Source organism: Anabaena sp. WFMT (assembly GCF_051781005.1).
In the GTDB taxonomy this organism is placed as follows: domain Bacteria; phylum Cyanobacteriota; class Cyanobacteriia; order Cyanobacteriales; family Nostocaceae; genus Anabaena.
Genome location: NZ_JBPWOA010000029.1, coordinates 56,727 through 76,891 on the forward strand (window position 1 = coordinate 56,727; position 20,165 = coordinate 76,891).

17 protein-coding genes are annotated in these 20,165 nt (G+C 35.4%); 6 read left to right on the plus strand and 11 right to left on the minus strand.

Annotation, left to right across the window (positions count from 1 at the left end):
- Positions 1 to 71: 71 nt before the first annotated feature.
- Positions 72 to 1,130 (minus strand): hypothetical protein, encoded by a 1,059-nt coding sequence (locus ACSQ6I_RS19400; RefSeq protein WP_438891932.1) that lies wholly within the window; start codon positions 1,128 to 1,130, stop codon positions 72 to 74.
- Positions 1,131 to 1,281: 151 nt separating this feature from the next.
- Positions 1,282 to 1,473, minus strand: coding sequence for a hypothetical protein (locus ACSQ6I_RS19405; RefSeq protein WP_438891933.1), 192 nt, complete (start codon positions 1,471 to 1,473; stop codon positions 1,282 to 1,284).
- 611 nt (positions 1,474 to 2,084) lie between these two features.
- Here ACSQ6I_RS19405 and ACSQ6I_RS19410 point away from each other — a divergent pair.
- Complete coding sequence (locus ACSQ6I_RS19410; RefSeq protein WP_438891934.1) at positions 2,085 to 4,613, plus strand: sugar phosphate nucleotidyltransferase; 2,529 nt, start codon at positions 2,085 to 2,087, stop codon at positions 4,611 to 4,613.
- A gap of 184 nt (positions 4,614 to 4,797) precedes the next feature.
- Positions 4,798 to 4,941, plus strand: a complete 144-nt coding sequence (locus ACSQ6I_RS19415; RefSeq protein WP_438891935.1) for a hypothetical protein — start codon at positions 4,798 to 4,800, stop codon at positions 4,939 to 4,941.
- Between the two features lie 31 nt (positions 4,942 to 4,972).
- On the opposite strand, the gene arsC is transcribed toward ACSQ6I_RS19415, so the two are convergent.
- Entirely contained in the window at positions 4,973 to 5,368 is a 396-nt protein-coding gene (gene arsC / locus ACSQ6I_RS19420) for an arsenate reductase, glutathione/glutaredoxin type (RefSeq protein WP_438891936.1), read from the minus strand.
- Between the two features lie 96 nt (positions 5,369 to 5,464).
- The gene (locus ACSQ6I_RS19425) at positions 5,465 to 5,920 is read right to left on the minus strand and encodes an ArsI/CadI family heavy metal resistance metalloenzyme (RefSeq protein ID WP_438891937.1); all 456 of its coding nucleotides are present in this window, start codon (positions 5,918 to 5,920) and stop codon (positions 5,465 to 5,467) included.
- Positions 5,921 to 6,021: 101 nt separating this feature from the next.
- Between ACSQ6I_RS19425 and ACSQ6I_RS19430 the strand changes: the two genes are divergently transcribed.
- Entirely contained in the window at positions 6,022 to 6,357 is a 336-nt protein-coding gene (locus ACSQ6I_RS19430; protein WP_438891938.1) for an ArsR/SmtB family transcription factor, read from the plus strand.
- A 12-nt stretch (positions 6,358 to 6,369) separates the two neighbouring features.
- Here ACSQ6I_RS19430 and arsB read toward each other — a convergent pair whose 3' ends face one another.
- The 3 genes from arsB to ACSQ6I_RS19445 form a co-directional block, all read right to left on the minus strand.
- Complete coding sequence (arsB, locus tag ACSQ6I_RS19435) at positions 6,370 to 7,518, minus strand: ACR3 family arsenite efflux transporter (RefSeq protein ID WP_438891939.1); 1,149 nt, start codon at positions 7,516 to 7,518, stop codon at positions 6,370 to 6,372.
- A 446-nt stretch (positions 7,519 to 7,964) separates the two neighbouring features.
- A complete protein-coding gene (locus tag ACSQ6I_RS19440) occupies positions 7,965 to 8,240 on the minus strand; it encodes a Calvin cycle protein CP12 (RefSeq protein ID WP_438891940.1) in 276 nt (91 codons plus the stop codon).
- 384 nt (positions 8,241 to 8,624) lie between these two features.
- Positions 8,625 to 10,019, minus strand: a complete 1,395-nt coding sequence (locus tag ACSQ6I_RS19445) for a GTP-binding protein (protein WP_438891941.1) — start codon at positions 10,017 to 10,019, stop codon at positions 8,625 to 8,627.
- Positions 10,020 to 10,642: 623 nt separating this feature from the next.
- Here ACSQ6I_RS19445 and ACSQ6I_RS19450 point away from each other — a divergent pair.
- Positions 10,643 to 10,906 carry a hypothetical protein gene (locus tag ACSQ6I_RS19450; RefSeq protein ID WP_438891942.1) on the plus strand — a complete coding sequence of 88 codons (264 nt, stop codon included), beginning with the start codon at positions 10,643 to 10,645 and terminating at the stop codon, positions 10,904 to 10,906.
- A 90-nt stretch (positions 10,907 to 10,996) separates the two neighbouring features.
- Here the strand turns inward: ACSQ6I_RS19450 and darG are convergent, their stop codons facing one another.
- The 4 genes from darG to ACSQ6I_RS19470 form a co-directional block, all read right to left on the minus strand.
- Complete coding sequence (gene darG / locus ACSQ6I_RS19455) at positions 10,997 to 12,016, minus strand: type II toxin-antitoxin system antitoxin DNA ADP-ribosyl glycohydrolase DarG (RefSeq protein WP_438891943.1); 1,020 nt, start codon at positions 12,014 to 12,016, stop codon at positions 10,997 to 10,999.
- 7 nt (positions 12,017 to 12,023) lie between these two features.
- A complete protein-coding gene (locus tag ACSQ6I_RS19460; protein WP_438891944.1) occupies positions 12,024 to 12,599 on the minus strand; it encodes a DarT ssDNA thymidine ADP-ribosyltransferase family protein in 576 nt (191 codons plus the stop codon).
- A 221-nt stretch (positions 12,600 to 12,820) separates the two neighbouring features.
- Positions 12,821 to 13,969, minus strand: coding sequence for a glycosyltransferase family 4 protein (locus ACSQ6I_RS19465; RefSeq protein ID WP_438891945.1), 1,149 nt, complete (start codon positions 13,967 to 13,969; stop codon positions 12,821 to 12,823).
- 170 nt (positions 13,970 to 14,139) lie between these two features.
- Complete coding sequence (locus ACSQ6I_RS19470) at positions 14,140 to 15,309, minus strand: glycosyltransferase family 4 protein (RefSeq protein ID WP_438891946.1); 1,170 nt, start codon at positions 15,307 to 15,309, stop codon at positions 14,140 to 14,142.
- Positions 15,310 to 16,381: 1,072 nt separating this feature from the next.
- On the opposite strand from ACSQ6I_RS19470, the gene ACSQ6I_RS19475 reads away from it, so the two are divergent.
- Together ACSQ6I_RS19475 and ACSQ6I_RS19480 are read left to right on the plus strand one after the other, a co-directional pair.
- Entirely contained in the window at positions 16,382 to 18,718 is a 2,337-nt protein-coding gene (locus tag ACSQ6I_RS19475; RefSeq protein ID WP_438891947.1) for a hypothetical protein, read from the plus strand.
- A gap of 579 nt (positions 18,719 to 19,297) precedes the next feature.
- A complete protein-coding gene (locus ACSQ6I_RS19480; RefSeq protein ID WP_438891948.1) occupies positions 19,298 to 20,083 on the plus strand; it encodes a PIG-L deacetylase family protein in 786 nt (261 codons plus the stop codon).
- The last annotated feature ends 82 nt before the right edge of the window (positions 20,084 to 20,165 follow it).

Below are 20,165 nucleotides of genomic sequence, written 5' to 3' on the forward strand. Positions count from 1 at the left end.
ACCGCAAGCGAGGAGGGGGCTATGATATACCTCATGTGATTAGGAAACGCTATAAACATTTTTGCAGCTAATTATAAGTTCAAAATAGTTTTTAGAACTTGCTCATCAGTAAAGTAAGAAAGATGAGTTTTTCCTCTTAATTGCTTAATTAAATCAAATTTGAGCTTATTTTTAAACGATTGAATTTTTGGATAAGTAGATCCTTGAGGAAAAGGTGTTTTAGTAGAAAGCCAGTCTTGGTCTGAATAAAAATCTGTCCAGCTTTCCAGTTTTTCATTATCTACACATTTTTTAATTTCCTCATCAATCCATTCAGAACGATAGGATAATATTGCTAGAGGTCCCCCTAGAGTAATGTGTCTGAGTGCTTGATCTTTGTGATAGTCTGCGACAAAATCAGTCGCTACAACTACTCCCCAACTATGGGATAATATTGTAATCTTACTATAAAAATTTTCATTTACTAAATCATAAACAATCTCCGATAACCTGGATCTTATTTTGCTGCGGATAACTTTGCCATCTGTGTCTTGATCTAAAAATTTCATCGTGAAATAACTAATATCAATACCTGTGTTAACAGGAAAAAAATTGATTAATGCGCTTAAAATTAACCAGATAGACCAGCCTCCTAAATATTTCCCTAATTCACCTACCTGGGTTGCAAAATTTTTATCAAGTGCAAATCCTAGAATTGTATTATCTTGACCTATTGCTGTTAGAGCCATAACAATGGTGCCATAATACCAACATATTAGTAAAAATATAGAGGATACAAAACTCTGAAATAAAAGAGGGTATTTTGTGGCAGACAGCCAAATTTTAGAAAATATCCAGTAGAAGAAAAGTGATGTACCTCCTATTAATTTTTCTTTTAATCCTACATCACTAAGTTTACAAGTCAAGTCCAACCAAAATACTTCATATATATCAACATTTTTAATATTATTATTCAAATTAACTTGAAATCTTTTGCCACTATATCCTCCGACTTTAGCTGTCTCAATCTCTTTTATTTCTATATTTTCCAACTGCTGTGTGAGTCCATCAGTCAAACATGAGAGATAATAGCCTTTTTCAATTGGACTCCATCCAGGGATAAAAATTACTACTTCTTTTGATAATGACATACTTGATTAGATTAAGTATTGTTTTTACAGTTGAGTAAATAATAGTGTCATCGACCAATTATCTATGGTTAAGGGGAAATTTGGGAGTTGATGAGGGTTAGAAAATCTCCCAAATTCATGTTTAATTCCATTAAAAAATTAAAATTAATATCTATCCCTTGAGTGCCTTTCTAAAGTTGCGTCGATAGGATGGATTAGCAATAAACAACACTGGCCATAACAATGAAAAACCAATACGATTCGGCAGAGTTTGATTAAAATTGGTTTTCCTAAACCCAGTCCAAAACTTCCAAGCACCACCTAAATAAACTACTAACAGACCAAAAATAATGAATTGACTCATTGTTATCAACTTCCTTAGTAACTGAGAGAATTTTATTTAAAACTCACCATGCAGTAGAGAGAATTCATCGCCAATATAGATAAGATATAAATCAGGCTATCACTCTATGGCGTTGAAGTCACTTATTTATAGTTTAAATTAGTATCCCCCATTGCTGCTATTAATGAGAACAGGATTGCTATATATAGCCTGTGATATCACGTCCGGTAAAATGCTTGTCATTCTGATAGCGCAGCGTGGCGTATGACTCCTACGTCGTCACGCAAGCTATAGCCATACGAAGTGAAGAATCTCCGAGATACTAGAGCCTACGGCTCCCGTTAGGGATACGCTGCACTACGTTCCGCTCACTATGACACATATATTTTATCGTAAGTGATTAGGCGAACATGATATGACAGCAAGAAAACAGAGTTTAATCAGGAATTTAACCAATTATCAATTACTTTTTCCCTATTACCAGCCTAAACTAGATGACTAGTAACTTGGGTTAGTTGCAGATGTCTCTTATGGAAGTTCCTCAAAAATCAATATATAGAGGAGACTAAATAAAGAAGAACCAAGTTTTATAACGGATTTTGATGCAGCCTAGGTTGCAAAGAGGAGGATTTATGCGTGCAGTACTAATGGCGGGGGGTTCGGGGACAAGGTTACGTCCCTTAACTTGCGATCTACCGAAACCGATGGTTCCTATATTAAATCGACCAATTGCTGAACATATCATTAATCTTCTCAAACGACATCACATCACGGAAGTAATTGCCACATTACATTATTTACCTGATGTTCTCCGAGATTATTTCCAAGATGGCAGCGATTTTGGCGTGCAGATGACCTACGCTATTGAAGAGGATCAACCTTTAGGAACAGCAGGGTGTGTCAAGAATATTGCTGAACTTCTGGATGAGACTTTTTTAGTAATTAGCGGAGATAGTATCACAGATTTTGACTTGAGTGCTGCGATCGCATTTCATAAACAAAAACAGTCAAAAGCAACTTTAATTTTAACCCGTGTTCCCAACCCCATTGAATTTGGGGTCGTCATTACTGACGAAGAGGGACGAATACAGCGATTTTTAGAAAAACCTTCCACTAGCGAAATTTTTTCCGATACTGTCAATACTGGTACTTATATTTTAGAACCCGAAGTTTTAGACTATTTACCAGAAAACACTGAATCTGATTTTTCCAAAGACTTATTCCCCTTACTCCTAGCCAAAAATGAGCCAATTTACGGTTATGTAGCCCAAGGTTACTGGTGTGATGTGGGTCATTTAGATGCATATCGTGAAGCTCAATATGATGCTTTAGCTAGGAAGGTAAAACTAGATTTTCCCTATACAGAAACTTCTACTGGTGTGTGGGTGGGTCAAAACACTTACATTGATCCGACAGCTAGAATTGAAACTCCGGCTGTAATTGGCGATAATTGCCGCATTGGGGCGAGAGTACAAATTGAAGATGGGACTGTGATTGGTGATAATGTCACTATTGGCGCTGATGCTAATTTGAAGCGTCCCATAGTTTGGAATGGGGCAATTATTGGTGATGAAGCCCAACTATCGGCTTGTGTAATTTCCCGTGGAACTCGTGTAGATAGACGCGCTCATGTATTAGAAGCTGCTGTAGTTGGTTCCCTTTCTACGGTGGGAGAAGAAGCGCAAATTAGTCCTGGGGTGCGAGTTTGGCCGAGTAAAAAGATTGAATCTGGTGCAGTTTTAAATATTAATCTAATTTGGGGAAATACTGCCCAACGGAATTTATTTGGTCAAAGGGGTGTTCAAGGTTTAGCTAATATCGACATTTCTCCAGAATTTGCGGTGAAATTAGGTGCTGCTTATGGTTCGACTTTAAAACCAGGTTCTAAAGTCACAGTTTCCCGTGACCAGCGCAATGTCTCACGCATGGTGACTCGTTCTTTAATTGCTGGTTTGATGTCGGTAGGTGTGGATATTCAAAACCTCGATTCTACAGCTATTCCCATTACCCGAACTGTTATCCCCACAATGGGAGTTGCTGGGGGTATTCATGTGCGAATACATCCAGATCGTCCTGATTATATCCTAATTGAATTCATGGATAATAAGGGAATTAATATTACTAAAGCACAGGAAAAAAAGATTGAGGGCGCTTATTTTAAGGAAGATATGCGGAGAGCGCAAAGTCATGAAATTGGTGATGTCGCCTATCCTAGCCAAGTAATTGACCGTTATTGTACTGCTTTTGAGAAGCTATTGAATGTTTCCACCCTCAGCAATAGTAGAGCTAAGGTGGTAATTGACTATGTTTATGCTGTGTCTGGGGCAGTTTTACCCCAAATGTTAGATAAATTTGGTGCTGATGCGGTGGTGCTGAATGCGAGTTTGAATAAAGCTTCAATGACTACCACTAACCGGGAAGGACTACTGACTCAATTGGGTCATGTGGTGGAAGCACTAAAAGCTAATTTTGGGGTGCAGGTATCAGCTAATGGGGAACAACTGATTTTAGTTGATGAGTCTGGTTATCCGATTCGGGGGGAAATTTTGACGGCGTTGATGGTGGATATGATGTTAACATCTAATCCGAGAAGTTCGGTAGTTGTACCGGTTCATGCTTCTAGTGCTGTGGAACAAGTTGCGCGTCGTCATGATGGTAAGGTAATTCGCACGAAAGCAAATCCGACGGCGTTAATGGAGGCTTCTCAGAAAAATCCGAATGTGGTTTTGGGTGGAAGTGGTGAAACTGGTTTTATTTTCCCCCATCTTCATCCGGGGTTTGATTCGATGTTCTGTATTGCCAAGTTGATTGAGATGTTAACTATTCAAGAGCGATCGCTTGCATCTGTTCGCGCCGAACTGCCACGAGTCATTCACAAGAACTATACCATCCGTTGTCCTTGGACTGCAAAGGGGGCATTAATGCGTTATTTGGTGGAAACTCACCCAGCCCAAAATCTGGAATTAATTGATGGGGTCAAAATTTGTCAACCCTATGATGATAGTTGGGTGTTGGTTTTGCCTGATGCTAGTGAACCAATGGTACATTTATTTGCCAATAGTAGCGATCGCGATTGGGTAGATGAAAATCTGAGAAACTACCGCAATCGTGTCCAAACTTTTGTGGAAAGACAACAAGAACATTACGCAACTGAAATGTAACTTCTCCCAATCAAATTTTTGTCCAGCCCTGCTTTTGATCGCAGGGCTTATACTTTTAATTTAATTTTTTCTAACCCCTTGATTCGGTAAAGACATACTGTATGATCATACTCTTAAACTTATTTCTCTTACCAAGAGTTTACTTCAGAAAATTAAAAAATTTAGTTTAAGGAGTGGTTTCACTATGACATCAAGACATTCTTTTGAAGAAAGTTTTAACCCGTTAGAAAAATTAGAATACCTTCCATTACTTGATGCAGGTTTAAAATTAGTTAGAGAAAAGACAAGGTTTAAATTTTCTCCCGATGGTAATAAACTATTTTATTAAACCTTCAAACTTTAAATCAGATTCCCAATATTTAACCCAGAGATGCAATTAACTGTATAACTCTTTCCTTCACCTGATCTCGCACACGAAGAAAGGTGTGAATATCCTGACCTTGAGGATCATCAAGTTGCCAATCTGCAAACACATCTCTTAAAACCCAAGCTTCTGGTAAGTTCACACCACAACCGCATAAAGAAATCACCACATCAAAATCTTCAGGGTTAAAATCACTGAAAGTTTTAGAAGTTTGATGACTAATATCAATCCCTATTTCTGCCATAACTTGCACAGTGATGGGATCTAATTCACTAGACGCTAAACCAGAACTAGAAACAGCGATTTTTCCTGCTCCTAAAGTTTTAGCAAAACCCTCTGCCATTTGGGAACGACGAGAATTATGTTTACAGATAAACATTACTTTTTTCATGACATTATTAATTATTAATAAATTGCACAATTAAATCTAAGCTATGTGAATAAAAATTCATGAATTCATGGTGGGACATTGCCCACCCTTCCCATATCATGCACAACAAGGTTTTTTCAAAGGTTGTACTACCTGTTCAGAATCTATAGTAGCACCCACATTCTCTTCTGGTTTTGTATCTGCCACCTTCACCACAAATACTTCCCAGCGATTTCCATCAGGATCTGTCACCCACACCTTATCTTGTAAAGCATAGCAACATTCTGTATTTTCCTCTGTAAACAATGCTAGTCCAGCTTCTGCAAACCTTTTTATAGAAGCTTGTACTTCTTGTGTACTTTCAACCTGTACACCTAAATGAGATAATGCTCCCCCAGTCTGTACGCTAGAAGTTAGATTCAGTGTCAGGTTTAAAGCTGGGTTGGGAATATCAAACTTAGCATAGTCAGTCTTATATTTCACAGGTTCTACACCAAACATTGCTTGATAAAATGTTACGGATTTCTCAATGTTAGTGACATTCAATGCGACATGAGTTTTTAGAACTGACATAAATTTTGCTCCTTGTAGGAATTATATAATATTGATACTTATCAATATTTACCTTTATCAATATATTGCCAGAACATATAGATGGATGTCAATATAAAAATATGAATTTTCCTAAAAATATTTCCAATTGTTGTACACCGCTGCTTTCCAGCTTTATCAAGCCTGATGAAACTGCCCAAATAGCAGCTATATTTCGAGTCTTAGGAGAACCTGCTCGGTTGCAATTGTTAAGTCTTATTGCCAATCAAGCAACAGGTGAAGCCTGTGTTTGCGAGCTAACAGAGCCTTTAGGACTATCACAACCTACTGTTAGTCATCATCTGAAAGTATTGTATGAAGCTGGTTTGCTCCAGAAAGAACGACGTGGTACTTGGATTTATTATCGAATTGTACCTGAGAGAATTAAAGCTTTACAAAGTGCTTTGGCTCTACCTTAGCAAACTTAATTTCTAGGAAGGATGAATACAGCGGGGATCTAACAAAGTTGCCTTGTGAGGTTCTCGCGGAAACCATGCTGCTGTGCGCTTACAAAATTCAACCAGCATTAACATTACTGGAACTTCAATTAAAACTCCTACGACTGTTGCTAATGCAGCACCAGAATTTAAACCAAATAACATTACTGCTGTGGCAATAGCAACTTCAAAATGATTACTAGCACCAATTAAAGCCGCAGGAGCTGCATCCTCATAAGATATATTCAATTTTAATGCTGCTACATAACTAATCAAGAAAATGAAATTAGTTTGAATAAACAAGGGAACAGCAATTAATAAAATGTGCAAGGGATTGTTAATAATTAATTCACCCTTAAAGGCAAATAGCAAAACTAAAGTAATCAATAAAGCACTAATAGCAATGGGAGAAAGATATTTCAGAAATTCTCTTTCAAACCATTCTCTACCTTTATATTTAAAAATCCAGTAGCGGCTATACATCCCTGCTACTAATGGCAACCCAACATATATTAATACTGATAAAACTATTGTTTGCCAGGGAACTGTTAAATCATTTGCTGCTAGTAACCACCTACCTAATGGTGCATATAAAAACAGCATGGCTAGAGAATTAACTGCCACCATTACCAAGGTATGTCCTTGATTTCCATAGGCAAGATATCCCCACATTAAAACCATTGCTGTACAGGGAGCAATTCCTAATAAAATTGCCCCAGCGATGTAAGAATTGGCTAAACTAACTTCATTACCACGAATTAATTCTGTACCTGTAATCAATGGTTTAAATAACCAACCTAAAAAGAATTGGGCAAATACTACCATTGTGAATGGTTTAATCAACCAATTTATTACTAAAGTCAGAATTACAGGTTTTGGGGTGCGGAGTGCATTTGCAGCTTGGGTAAAGTCGATTTTTACCATGATGGGGTACATCATGAAAAATAGACATATAGCAATGGGAATTGAGACTTGATAAATACTAATAGCGTCTAGTGTAACAGCAATTCCTGGAAATAATTTCCCCAATGCAATTCCTACTAAAATGCAGATAAATACCCAAACAGTGAGATATTTTTCAAAAAAGCTGAGATTGCTTTGAGCTTTAACTGGAGTTATATTTTCTCCATGATTTACATTCATAAATATCTCCTAATAATCAACAGATGTAATTTATAATTGGTAAAAACTATAGATAGTTTTTGTCAATTGAGTGATGTAAAATAACCCCCTCCCCGCTGTTTTGTGGAGGGGAATATGATATGAATCAATACCATCTCTATTGCTGATATGGAAAGTATGTATCTATCAGTTCAAAAAAAATTGATATGTTAATCAATAGGATAACACCATATACAAATATTAATCAATAAAATTTGATGTATTGGGTAGAGGAGTTAAAGCAAAGTGGTGAGTATGGCAAATGAAGCCTCAGAGAAACTAACAGGACTTACGCAACTGGCTTGCTTTGTAGGATGCGTCAGACCTATAAATTGGTTATTATCAATAGATTTACCATATCTGACGCACAGGCAGAAGATATTAAATGTGACACTTGCGTAAGTCCTGACTAACCTACTTCTACAAATTTATAAGTCGTAGATAAGGCACTCCAAAGCATCTGGATACATCTCACAATAGCTTTCTAGAGAAGTTTTGTGATGTTGTGCCTGTTTTTGATGTGCTTTTTCGGCTTGCAATTCTTCGACAATATCCCAAGCTACTGCACAATTAGGAGAATTATTTCCATTTTCCTCACAGGTTGCACGAGCTTCAACAATTGCTTCGAGAATCGCGTGTTCAATTGTTTGAGTGCTATTTTTATCGGAGTTAATAGCAGCTTGAACTCCATCTAAAGATGTCATGATACTTTCACCTGTTGAGATAAATATTGACTGATAGCTGCCTTTGGTATCAGGAAGCTCACACTTTCCGTTTAGATAAGCTCTACAAAATAAGATGGTTTCAGCATCTTAGTAATTTTTAGACTTTGTTGAACTCTGATCAAAGGTAACAATTCAAAAAATACTTTTTAGTTAATCTCTATACTGTTTGTGTAACGAAAACATAGAGATAACTATTTTATTGGTGGAAGATTTTATTAAGTTTTTATTTGTTTTAAATTGCAATTTAATTAATACCAATTTTATGTGAGGCTGCACAGAATAATGACATCAATTGAATTATCTGCGTTTATCTGCGGTCAATTATTCTTGATATCTTATTCTATGCAACTTCATATCAATTTTTCAAAATTCTCCGAATTTTCCTTCTAATTCTGCTCGCAGCCGATACAAAATTGTATTTTTATCAACTTGGGATAAAATCTCTTGAATAACGGTACTAGCACCTAACTGTCCCCAGGTACAGCCTTTTTCTAGATATACCTGTGCCGCTTTACCAATAGTATAAGAACCATAGGCGGCAATACCAGCTTGAGCAACACCTCCGGTGAGCTTCGCTAATGCACCACCGGCAAAAGTAGTAATATTCAGAGGATTATCACCACTGGCTAGAACAGCAGTACTATTACCTAAACCTAACATTAAACTACTGCCTATTTCTCCTAACAATAAACCGCCAGAACTGAATAAAATGGTTTTTAATAGGTTAGTAGCTTCATAGCTAGTCATTGGTAAACCGTAGAATCTGGCTAAAGAACGAATTAAAGCTAAATCGGTAATTGCCCCACCAATAACATCTAAAACAGGAATGGGATTTAAAGCGATCGCAAGAGCTTTATATTTGCTAAATTTCCAAATGATATCTTCTGCCTCTTTTTGGCGTAAATCAATGGTTTTTTGAGCTATGGATGCTTCTGAGTCCCGTGCTTGCAGGAGTGCATTTAAAGCTAAGAGCGATCGCCCTTCCCGATTTAGTATATTGAGTATGGTTTGCTTAAGTTCCTCAACCTGCGGTGGTGGCGTTTCCCATTCATAGCTCACACTCCCATCTGCATATTCTACCCTCACCTCCATCGGTGCAGGTTCAGCCGCTACCATTACAATTTCATCAGGTAATAAAGGTTTAGCTTGAAGATTTCCTGACCCCAATTGCTGTAAATTTTGGTAAATAGCTTTTCTATCTATTTCTGGATATAAATCAATTTTATTAAACACCAAAATCAGGGGTTTTTGAGCTTGGCGTAATTCTAGTAACCCTTGATACTCAATTCTAGTAATATCACCGGATACAACAAACAAAATCAAATCAGCCTGACGTGCCACATCTCGCGCCATTTGCGCCCTTGATTCCCCCTCAATTTCATCTAATCCAGGAGTATCAATTAATTCAACTAAAACCTTTCCCCCCGGTTTCCACCGGACAGAACGAGGCCATTGAGTTACACCATTGAGGGGGCCAGTTTGAAGGATTTTTTCCTCTAGCAAAGAATTCAAAACCGCAGACTTCCCACGACTCACCAAACCAAAAGCCGCAATTCTAATTACATTAGTGTCTAGTTTGTTGAGTGTAGCAGTTAAAGCTTCTATTTCTGGTTTTACCAAACTTGCCAATTCTGGTTTAGATGATAGCTGTCCAGACTTGCGGAGATATCCATACCAAGATAGTGCTTGTCTAAGACTAGCACGGGCGCGGTTTAAATGAGTTTCTTGCAGATTACGCACTGCGTTAGGTTGGGACAAAGTGAAACAAACAAAGGGTTATATATTCATTTATATCGAAATTTCTACTTTTTTCACCGCTTGGATCACCTTGAGAAATTTCTATTCAGAACGTAGGACTATCTTCATTATCCCAACTTTTACTAGAATCTTGACATTTAAGTAATTGGACAAAAATATTTACAGTCATTGCGAGCGAAGCGAAGCAATCCCAGCCCCTGCGATTGCGTCATTCCACTTCGTTCCATTCGCAATGACATTGTGTAATTAATTCTGTCCAGGTACTTACTAGAATCGTCTATCCAAGAAATCGAAATCGGATAGTTTAAAAAAGCAGTATCAAACCTAGAAAGTTTAGTAATTCCTAAGTTATACGTCTTTTTACTCCTCAAAACGAGGAAAATCTCAAAAAGCTATTCTCCTCTCTTGCTAAAATAGTACTAATGTACTATAATATCCTTATCGCATCCACTCTCTTAGGACTTACGCAAGTGTCACACACAATGTCTCTTGTAGGATAGGCCAGACCTATAAAGTGGTTAGTATCAACATATTTTCGACATCGAACGCACCCTACTAATATTCCAGTTGCGTAACTCCTACCTCTAAAAGCCTTCTAGAAGATGGATTTAACGGTTAATCTTATGATGAAACACTACATTCTCAATCTTAATCCAACTGCAAAGCATGAATGGGATAGATATATTTTACGTGATCCGTTAACCGCAAAACGTCCAGATATTGCCAAGTTAATTGCTGAAGCAGTGGGTGCGGATACAGGTAATTATTTAGTCAGTGTCAACATTCAAGTCACAGTGTTAGAAGAAGCAACAGTTTCACCAGCGGAACAGCTTTCGCTACCTTTTCCTGAGGTAAATGTTTCTTCGCAGCGACGGGAAGCTGCATAAACAAAAGAGTAGAAGGGGTAAAATAAAATCAATATTGTAAATTTTTTATTTTCTAACCCCTTCACCAATATATTGGAAATCGTAAAATCATCATTTTACTAGGCTATATAAGCCTAATAAGTTGCTTTGAATAATATGTTTCTTTTGTAAATAATTTAGTGCTTCTAAAATTTTATTTTCATTAAACTTGTCAGCCTTGCGTAGCGACCATTCTTGTATATGCTCCGTAACACCTGCTACTGTTAATTCTCGTTCAGATTCTAACAAATAGCAAATTGTTGAAAGCAGTTCTAAGTCTTCGTCATGAATGACTTCATTTACAAAAACTGTAGCTTCATGAATAGCCTTATTGAAGCTGTTAAGTTTTTGTTCTACTGATTCACTAATTAGCATAGTTTTAGCTAAATTTAAAGCTTCCTCAGTATTAACATTATAAAAATCCTGAAATTCCTTAATATCCTTGCAGAGAATATCAATAGCATGAGCATAAGGACCATATTTATTTTTGGAAAAGTTGAAGTAAGCTTTACCTAAGAATAAATTCATAAAGTAACCTGTTTTTTGCAACCGTAATTTATTAAATTTAGGTAGTTTTGATTTAAAATTCATCAAAACTAAATGGGATGTATTTAGTTTTGGTGCTTGTATACTCTTTGCAGCATAATACTGTGATGGTTCATAAATTAATATTTCTACTGAATCTGAAATAGGAGTCAAATAATCAATTACTATTGGTCTAATATCAGTCCAATTTAGACCACCATTGCCACAACCTAACGGTGGAACAGCTATAGATTTTATATTTAATGATTGTATTAATTTCACTAATTCTACAAGACCTTGATGAATATAATCAATTTGAGATTTTTGTCTCCACTTATCCTTAGTTGGAAAATTTATGATTAATTTTTCTTTTTCCCAAAAGTAATGTATTGTCCCTATCCTAAGGGATTTATTTCTACAAGCTTTAATATAATCTTTATTATTTTCTGGAAATCTTAATTTAAATTGATAGGCAATTCCTTTACCCATGTATCCTTCACAGTTAACTGTGTTAACCAAGCATTCTGTACTAGATTCTAAAATGTCACCAACAGTAAATTTGAACATAATTCAATCAATTCACAAACATATTAGGATTTGAATTGATATAAAAATTATAGGAAAGTTCATAATGATCACACATTCCTTCGATATAATTTTTTATATCCTCATTTCTAACATAAATACAGCTAAAGTCATTATGGTTAATTGTATGTTGTGATAAACACTCTGCCATACAGATATGTTTACAGTTAACATCTGAATAATCCCTTTTATCCATTATATCCCATTCTATCTTTTCATACCCCTGTAAATAGTTATACAGAACTAAAGGTTTCATAGCATTAGGGTGTTTAGGAATTATTTTAAAATTGTTGTTCTTAGCAAATTCCCTATGAATGCAAATGTAAATAAATTCTTTATCAGGAAAATTTTTTTGTACCCTTCCGTCAAAAGGATTGTTTGCGAAAAAGTGAAATGGTACATACTGCGTCAAATTATTATCCTGTCTAAAATTAATAATATCCGAATCGGCTACATCATCAAAGTTTTCAATTTTATTCCGTGCCAATAACCCATAATCTAGGATACACTCAAGATTATCTAAGGAAGTCAAGTGATACAAAAGTTTCTGATCTCGAATAGACATATACCTGAAATAGATAGTAATTTACGTTTGCCATATCTTTTCGTTACATGGCGTAATGCTGAGGTTATATTTTAAACTCTATATTCAGTATATATGAAAATTGGTAATATTTTTATTGTGTTTATAATAATTGCTTTTAGCAGGATTCAGCAATTGTTAGAAAGTTTAGTAATGCAATTAATTATCGTGAAGTTTTTATAAAAGTTTATAAATTAAATGTATTACTCATAACTCAGCACTGACTTCAGTAGTTTCTCAATTTGTTGATTAATAGTTGTCACATCAAAACGCTCACTAGCATGAATTCTAGCATAATTGGCAATAGTCGCAGTTTTTGTATTTTCATTAATACAAGTATTAATCACCTGTGCTAATTCCTGGGGGTTATTTGGTGTAACTAAAAAACCATTAATTCCATCTTTTACTAACTCCATTACTCCCCCTGCTTTAGCAGCAACGACAGGTTTACCGCACAGCATGGCTTCAACAATAACCCTTCCAAAAGGTTCAGGTGCAGTCGAAGTATGAGCTACTAAATCACACATAGTCATTAATTGGGGAATATCCGAGCGAAATCCTAAAAATTTAACCTGGTTTTCCAGTCCCAATGCAGTAACTTTTTGGTGTAATTCTTGCACATATTCCTGTTCTCCAAATAAAGCATCACCTACTAACAGAACTATCACATCTTGCGGACATTTAGCTAGGGCGCTAATTAAAATATGCTGTCCTTTCCAAGGAGAAAGCCGACTAAAGTGTCCAATAATAAATTTTTCATCTAATCCTAATTCTTGCCTGAGGTTTCTAACTTCAGTTTCAGGAACTTGGTAATCAGTTGCTGAAAACCCATTATAAACAACTTCAATAATATCTGGTTTTCCTCCCGCTTCTAAAAATGCTATTTTACTAGCTTGGGAATTAGCAATTACTAATGAAGCAAACTGGTTTACTAAAGTAACTGCAACCCGTAGGTTAGTTTGGCTAAAGTGTTCTGGGGAAAGAATATCATGTAAATGATAAACCAAGGGACGACGAGCTAAAAAACTCGCTACTGCACCAACAACTAAGGCTTTTTGAGTATTAGCATAAATTAAATCATATTCTCTAGCACGTTGAACTACTTTATTAATTAATGGTATAAGCTTTCCTAAACTACCTATCGCTTGTAATAAACTGCTTTGTTTATGAACTTGAAGCGATTGAGTTGTTAAAACTTCTACGGGGATTTGATGTTGTTGTAATAACTTTCTAAAATCACCATCTGCAAATAAACCAACAAGTGAGCTTTCAGCATAAGATTTAGCAATATCTAATAAACATAATTCTGCACCACCAGGTTTACCACTTTGGTCTAAGAAAAAAATTTTCATATGAACTCCTAAAAATACCAAAATCCGATTTTAATTTCTTTATAAAAGACCGTGATCGAATTTAAATAAGCATAATCTCAAATTCTTATGGAGATTTTATATAGAATGTGCCTACATTTTTTAACAGATATCTAAATAATATCCATGAAAATTACAGCCATATTCTAAATTTAATTTAACAAAATTTGCCGCACCTTTTGAGCAATATGATTCCAATCATAATTTGTAGTTGTATAGTGACGACATTGTTCTCTAGAAGGTAAATTGATTTTTTCTAACAATACCTGCTCTAATTTTTCTTCAATACTTTTAGTACTAATATCATCAGTAATTAATTCCGGTGAAAATTGTTGTAAAATTTCTGGCATTCCCCCTACAGGAGTACATACAACAGGAGTACCACAGGCTAAAGATTCGAGAATTGCTAATCCAAACCCTTCAAAAGATTGACTAGGCATAACAGTTAAATCAGCAGCTTGATAAGCAATAGGTAACTGTTCATCTGGCAAAAAACCTAAAAATTTAACATTATTTTCTAAACCTAATTCTTGAGTCTGTTTTTGTAATAAAGTTTGAATATGTCCACGTCCAGCTATTGCTAACCAAATATCAGGAATTTTTGGTTTAATTGCCGCTACTGCTTGCAATAATTTGTCAATTCCCATACGATGAACAAGGCGACGAGATGTAAATAATATGGGATTGTTATTTGGCCAACCGAGTTGTATTCTAGCCTCTTGTCGTGATAAATTATTTTGAAAATGATAAATATCTACTCCACCAGGAATAATATTGATTTTGTCCCAAGGAATTTGATATTTTTGATGTAAAATATGACCAAATGCTTTGCTAAGAACAATAAAGCGATCGCATCGATCATAAGTCTTTTTTTCTATTAACTGCTGCTTCAGCCAAATACTAAGTTTCTGATTTGTTACTTCTTCTTGACTTTCCGAAGCCCAAGGTCCATGAAAATTAAAAGTGATTGGTACTTCTTTAGGTAAAAGATCTAAAATTGGAAAGCTATATAATGCAAAATGCAGATTAATAGCATCAGGTTTATCTAATCTTGTTTTTTGAAAATTAGAACGAATTGACCATAACCTCTGCCAAATTAGACTCTCAGGAGATGCTAAATTAGTCAATTTAACTGGGGTATTTTGTACTGTGTTTGGTAGACCAACTCCACATAATTCTATCCGGTCTTGATTTACAGCTAATTTATGAGTTAGTTCATAAATATATCTTTCTAATCCTCCTGGATTTTTAGGAAACCAACCTGTTCCTAAGGTTAGAATAGATGCAGAGGATGACTCAACGTTTTTTTCGTTACTTTCCACCTAATTATCTCCTCTAATGAATTGAGCTTACTTCTGTTCGCTTTCATACCCAATTCAACCTCTTTACATTTTAAAAAATTACAAATCAGGTTATTTTTAAATAAATTAATAATTTTTTTAGATACAGCAAGTCAAAAAGTATATGTAAAATTTCTGTTTAGAGTTTTTTATGAAAAGTAGTTATACACTTTTACAAATACTACAATAAGTATATAGATTTGGTATAAATTTAATCATGCAAGTATCTTTTTAAAGATTGAAAACTCTTTTATAAACCATTTTTATTTGACTGTCAACCAGAAAATTAAAAGTATTTTTATTTCCCTCAAGTTGTGATGGCAGTGTAGGATAATTTTGATTAATAAAACCTCTATCTAACGAATTTATTTAGCAGTTAATTTGTATTAAATTTTACTTGCCGAAAATAATATTTGCCACTTAGATATAACTATTCTGTAAAAAAAATATATAGTCTTGATAAAGTTTCTATGAAAATATATGATCAATGCTATTTATTTGTTAGGTTATTCAAGTGTTCTGCCAATACCTAAGCATAATTAAGATGAATTATCTTGTTTAGGCAGAAAGTATGAAGTAAATAGGTGCAACAAAGACATTCATAAGCCAAGTTTAAGACTAATTACTAGGATTAAGATTGTTAACAATTTTTTTGAGAGGATGTTTGAAAAGCAGTCGCTGATGTATTAAAAAATTTAGTTCCTCCTAAATCTTCCTTAAAAAAGAGGACTTTGAGCAGGTTATTTCTCCTTTTTAAGGGGATCAGCAAGTGTCTAAAATCACCACCTAAAACTTTTCAAACAACCTCTGAGAGATGGACTCTTCATACAATATCCTGTGAATAGGATAACCATAATTATTGAGCAACTTTGTGTAAACAAGATAATTTATTGGTTTCCTAGATGATTACCCTAACTATTAGTTTTAATTTCTTGGGTTAAATTTCATTTTTGATAATATTTAGTGAATTCAAACTAAATATAACAATTTCATCTACATTCATCACTTCATATCGAAGTAATGATAGCTGCCGATATGCAATCATAGTAATCCCATGATCAAAATATTAATTTCACACCTTAAAAAAAACCATCAAAAACTTAATCACTTTATAAAAAAATCAACTCAGAGTAGATATTGGCAGAGAAAAATAGCCTTCAATATTTTACTCTGTTTAACTTGTGTATTAATGGCGATATTCGTAGGCATGACAATGGATCAGGCTACGACAAAAAGTATTACAGCATCTAACTTTACTAATCAAATTTCTAAGAAGGAAACGGCTAAAGCACCTAATTTTACTAATCAAATCTCTACAGTACCTGACTTTACTAATCAAATTTCTCAGAAGGAAACAACTAAAACCCCTACATTTACATATACAACTTCTTGGCTTGGTAACACCATTGGCAAAGGAAAGTTGCGAGTACAAAATAATGTAGAGGCAATGTATGTAACTGCAAATGGTGAAATTTATACTAATAGTTACTGGGATGAAGCAGGAGGAGAAGCAGGAATATATAAAGATGGTAAAGTTATCGGTTTTCTAGAGGATCTTCACGGCTGGAATCGTCTTGGAGGTAAAGCGGTGACAGTCAATAGCAAGTATATTTATCTTGCTATGTCTCAGAGTGGGATGAATAATGGAAAAGAAGGTTATCCTCCAGAAGGTAAAACTTGGTACTGTGTGCGACGCTATAATTTAGCAGGAAAACCCGTACCTTTTTCTGGCGGTAATGGCTGGGATAAAAGTATGTTAATTACCAGTGAGAAAAGTGAAGTCACTGGTTTAGCAATTGTAGGTAATAAGCTATTTGTGAGTAATGCCATTGATAACATTGTGGGTATTTATAATACTGAAACAATGCAAAAAATGGGCAGCTTTGCGGTTACGAATCCGGGAGGAATAGCTATTGATTCACAAGGAGATTTATGGATTATCCAAAATAAAAAAGGTAGCACTGCTGGTAAGGTTGTGCATTATTCCCAAACTGGTAAAAAATTGCCTGAACAAATTGTAGATATTGTTGACCCCACAGCGATCGCACTTTACAAACAAGATAGACTATTAGTGGCAGACAATAGCCTCCGGCAACAAGTACTAATTTATACAATTAAAGGCAAACCTACACAAGTAGGAACTTTCGGCAATAAAAATGGTATCTATGGCGGTGTTCCAGGTGAAGTACAAAGCTTGAAACTCTATGGAATTACTGGCGTTGGTACAGATACCGCAGGTAATATTTATATCAACAACAATGGGTTTAACAAATCAGGCACAGATTTAAGAAAATTTTCAGCCACTGGAAAACAACAATGGCAATTACTAGGCTTGATATTTGTAGATAATGCAGACACTGACCCCAAAAGCGATGGTGTAAATGTATTCACCAAGCATGAAGAATACTCACTGGATTATAGTAAACCAGCTGGTAAACAGTGGACTTATAAAGCCTACACAGTTAATCCTTTCAAATATCCTCAAGATCCTCGTTTACACACATCCCCAGATGGTACTTTTGTCCGTCGTATTCAAGGAAAGCCTTTTTTATTCCTCACAGATATGTTTGGCAGCTTACTGCAAATTTATCGTTTTCAACCCGCTACAGACGGTAAAATTGCTATTCCTGCCGGGTTATTTGTAGGAACCAATGACCAAGGTAAATCTATCAACGGGAATTGGCCTCCCCACCAACCAACCCAAGGGGAATGGATTTGGCGAGATAGTAATGGAAACGGTGCATTTGATCAAAAAGAGTACGACAGCAGCAAAGATTATCCCTACATAGGTGGTTGGTGGGTTGACAACAAAGGTGATGTTTGGAAAACCTTGCGAACAGAAGATGGAATTCGCCATTATCCTTTACAGGGATTAGATAGCAAAGGCAACCCCATCTATACTTATAATTCCATGCAAAAACAGAAGACTCCCAGCGTCTTTAAAGATTTGCGGCGAATTGAGTATTTTCCTGAAACAGATACTATGTATTTGTCAGGCTTCACCGCAGAACATCCAGCTTCTGGTGATGATACTGGAGTTGTCGGATCAGAAATTGCCCGCTTTGATAATTGGAGTAAGGGAAATCGTACCCCCAAATGGCGAACAGTAGTTCCCTATGACTCTACAGGGAAGCGAGAAATTTCTACCGCAGCTATGAGTGTAGCCGGCGATTATGTATTTGCAGTGACAGTGAAAACCGCAGAAGTGTATGTCTATAAAGCTGCAACAGGAAAACTCTTACACAAATTCGGTCCTGGCCCTGAAGTTGGTGGAGAAAGTGGCTGGGTTGATATTCCCCACGGTATCCGGGCTTTTCGTCGGTCTAATGGTGAATACTTAGTGTTTGTAGAAGAAAATATGAACGGAAAAGTGATTATCTATCGTTTTTAAACTTGAGGAAAAAATCTAAAAATTCACTCAAAAAATTGACTATTATCGGGCTAAAGCGCATTGCTTATTAGTTTCAACTTAAGCTCAGTTTATCTCGTTCCTAGTCTCTGACTAGGAATGCTATCACAGAGGCTCTGCCTCTACTGTCATTGATAGCACAGCGTGGCATTAGGGACTTCCAAATAAAAAAACACTCAACCATCTTAGAACTTACGCACAAGTCGCAGAAGAATGAACAAGGAAGGAACGAGCAATTCTATATCAAGTTTCGCCAAAAAAATTATTTATAGAAGTTATATTAACGTTTATATAGCGCTTTTTTGTGAGATGGAATACAATCGAGGATGTAAAGCAATCTGCTATATTTAAGTAGAAAATAGCTCTTAAGTTACTTCTAATTTTCCTTCATATTTATGGCGCAAATTTACAAAAACAATAAATATTGGAGAGCATATTTAATTATGATAAATAACATATACTTATTGGCTGCTGATTTTTAAAATAGTCTCAAGGGGAAATTATAATTTTAATCAATATTTCATAAGTATTAATACACATTATAATAAATTAAGCAAAAAAATGGATAAAACTAGTCTGATTAAATTGGAAAAACTAATTCCTAATGATTTTCTCAATCAGATACAATATATTCATTCCCAATTACTTACACAATGGATTTTGAATTGGGGAAGTCAGCCACTAAAATTTAGTCAAAAATCAGCAATGGTGTTTTCTCCCCATCAAGATGATGAAACCTTCGGTTGTGGTGGGATGATTGCACGAAAAAGAGAACAAGAAATACCAGTAGTTGTCACCTTTTTGACAGATGGCAGAGGTTCTCATGGTTCAGATCCAAATATTCAAAATAAAATTATTCATATTCGCAAACAAGAATCCTTAAATGCATTAGAAATTTTGGGAGTCAAGCCTTCAGAAATTCATTTTTTGGATAAGCTAGACGGAAGTTTACCCGATTTGAATCCAGAGGAAAGACAACAGATAATTAACCAGATTTCTGAACTAATAAAACTTTATCAACCAGGAGAAGTCTATGTTCCCCATCGTAAAGATTGTCATAAAGATCATGAAGCTACATATCATTTAGTTCAGGAGGCAATCATCCAATCAGGAATTATAGTAGAACTATTACAGTATCCTATTTGGGTGTTTTGGAGAGCGCCTTTATTTATCCTCTTGAAGTTAAAGGATATTAGAGCAGCTTATCGGCTTTCAATTACTTCGGTGCAAGAAAAGAAAAAAAGAGCGATCGCAGCCTATCCCTCTCAAATAGAAAGTCTACCTCGTGGTTTTATCAAGCGATTCTTACACTCAGAAGAAATCTTCTTTAAATCTGAATCTTATTAACTGATAAATTATCTAATTTAGACTTATTTTAAGATTATATCTACATTATTAGGGAGCATCATGATATTTGCCAAAAATAATT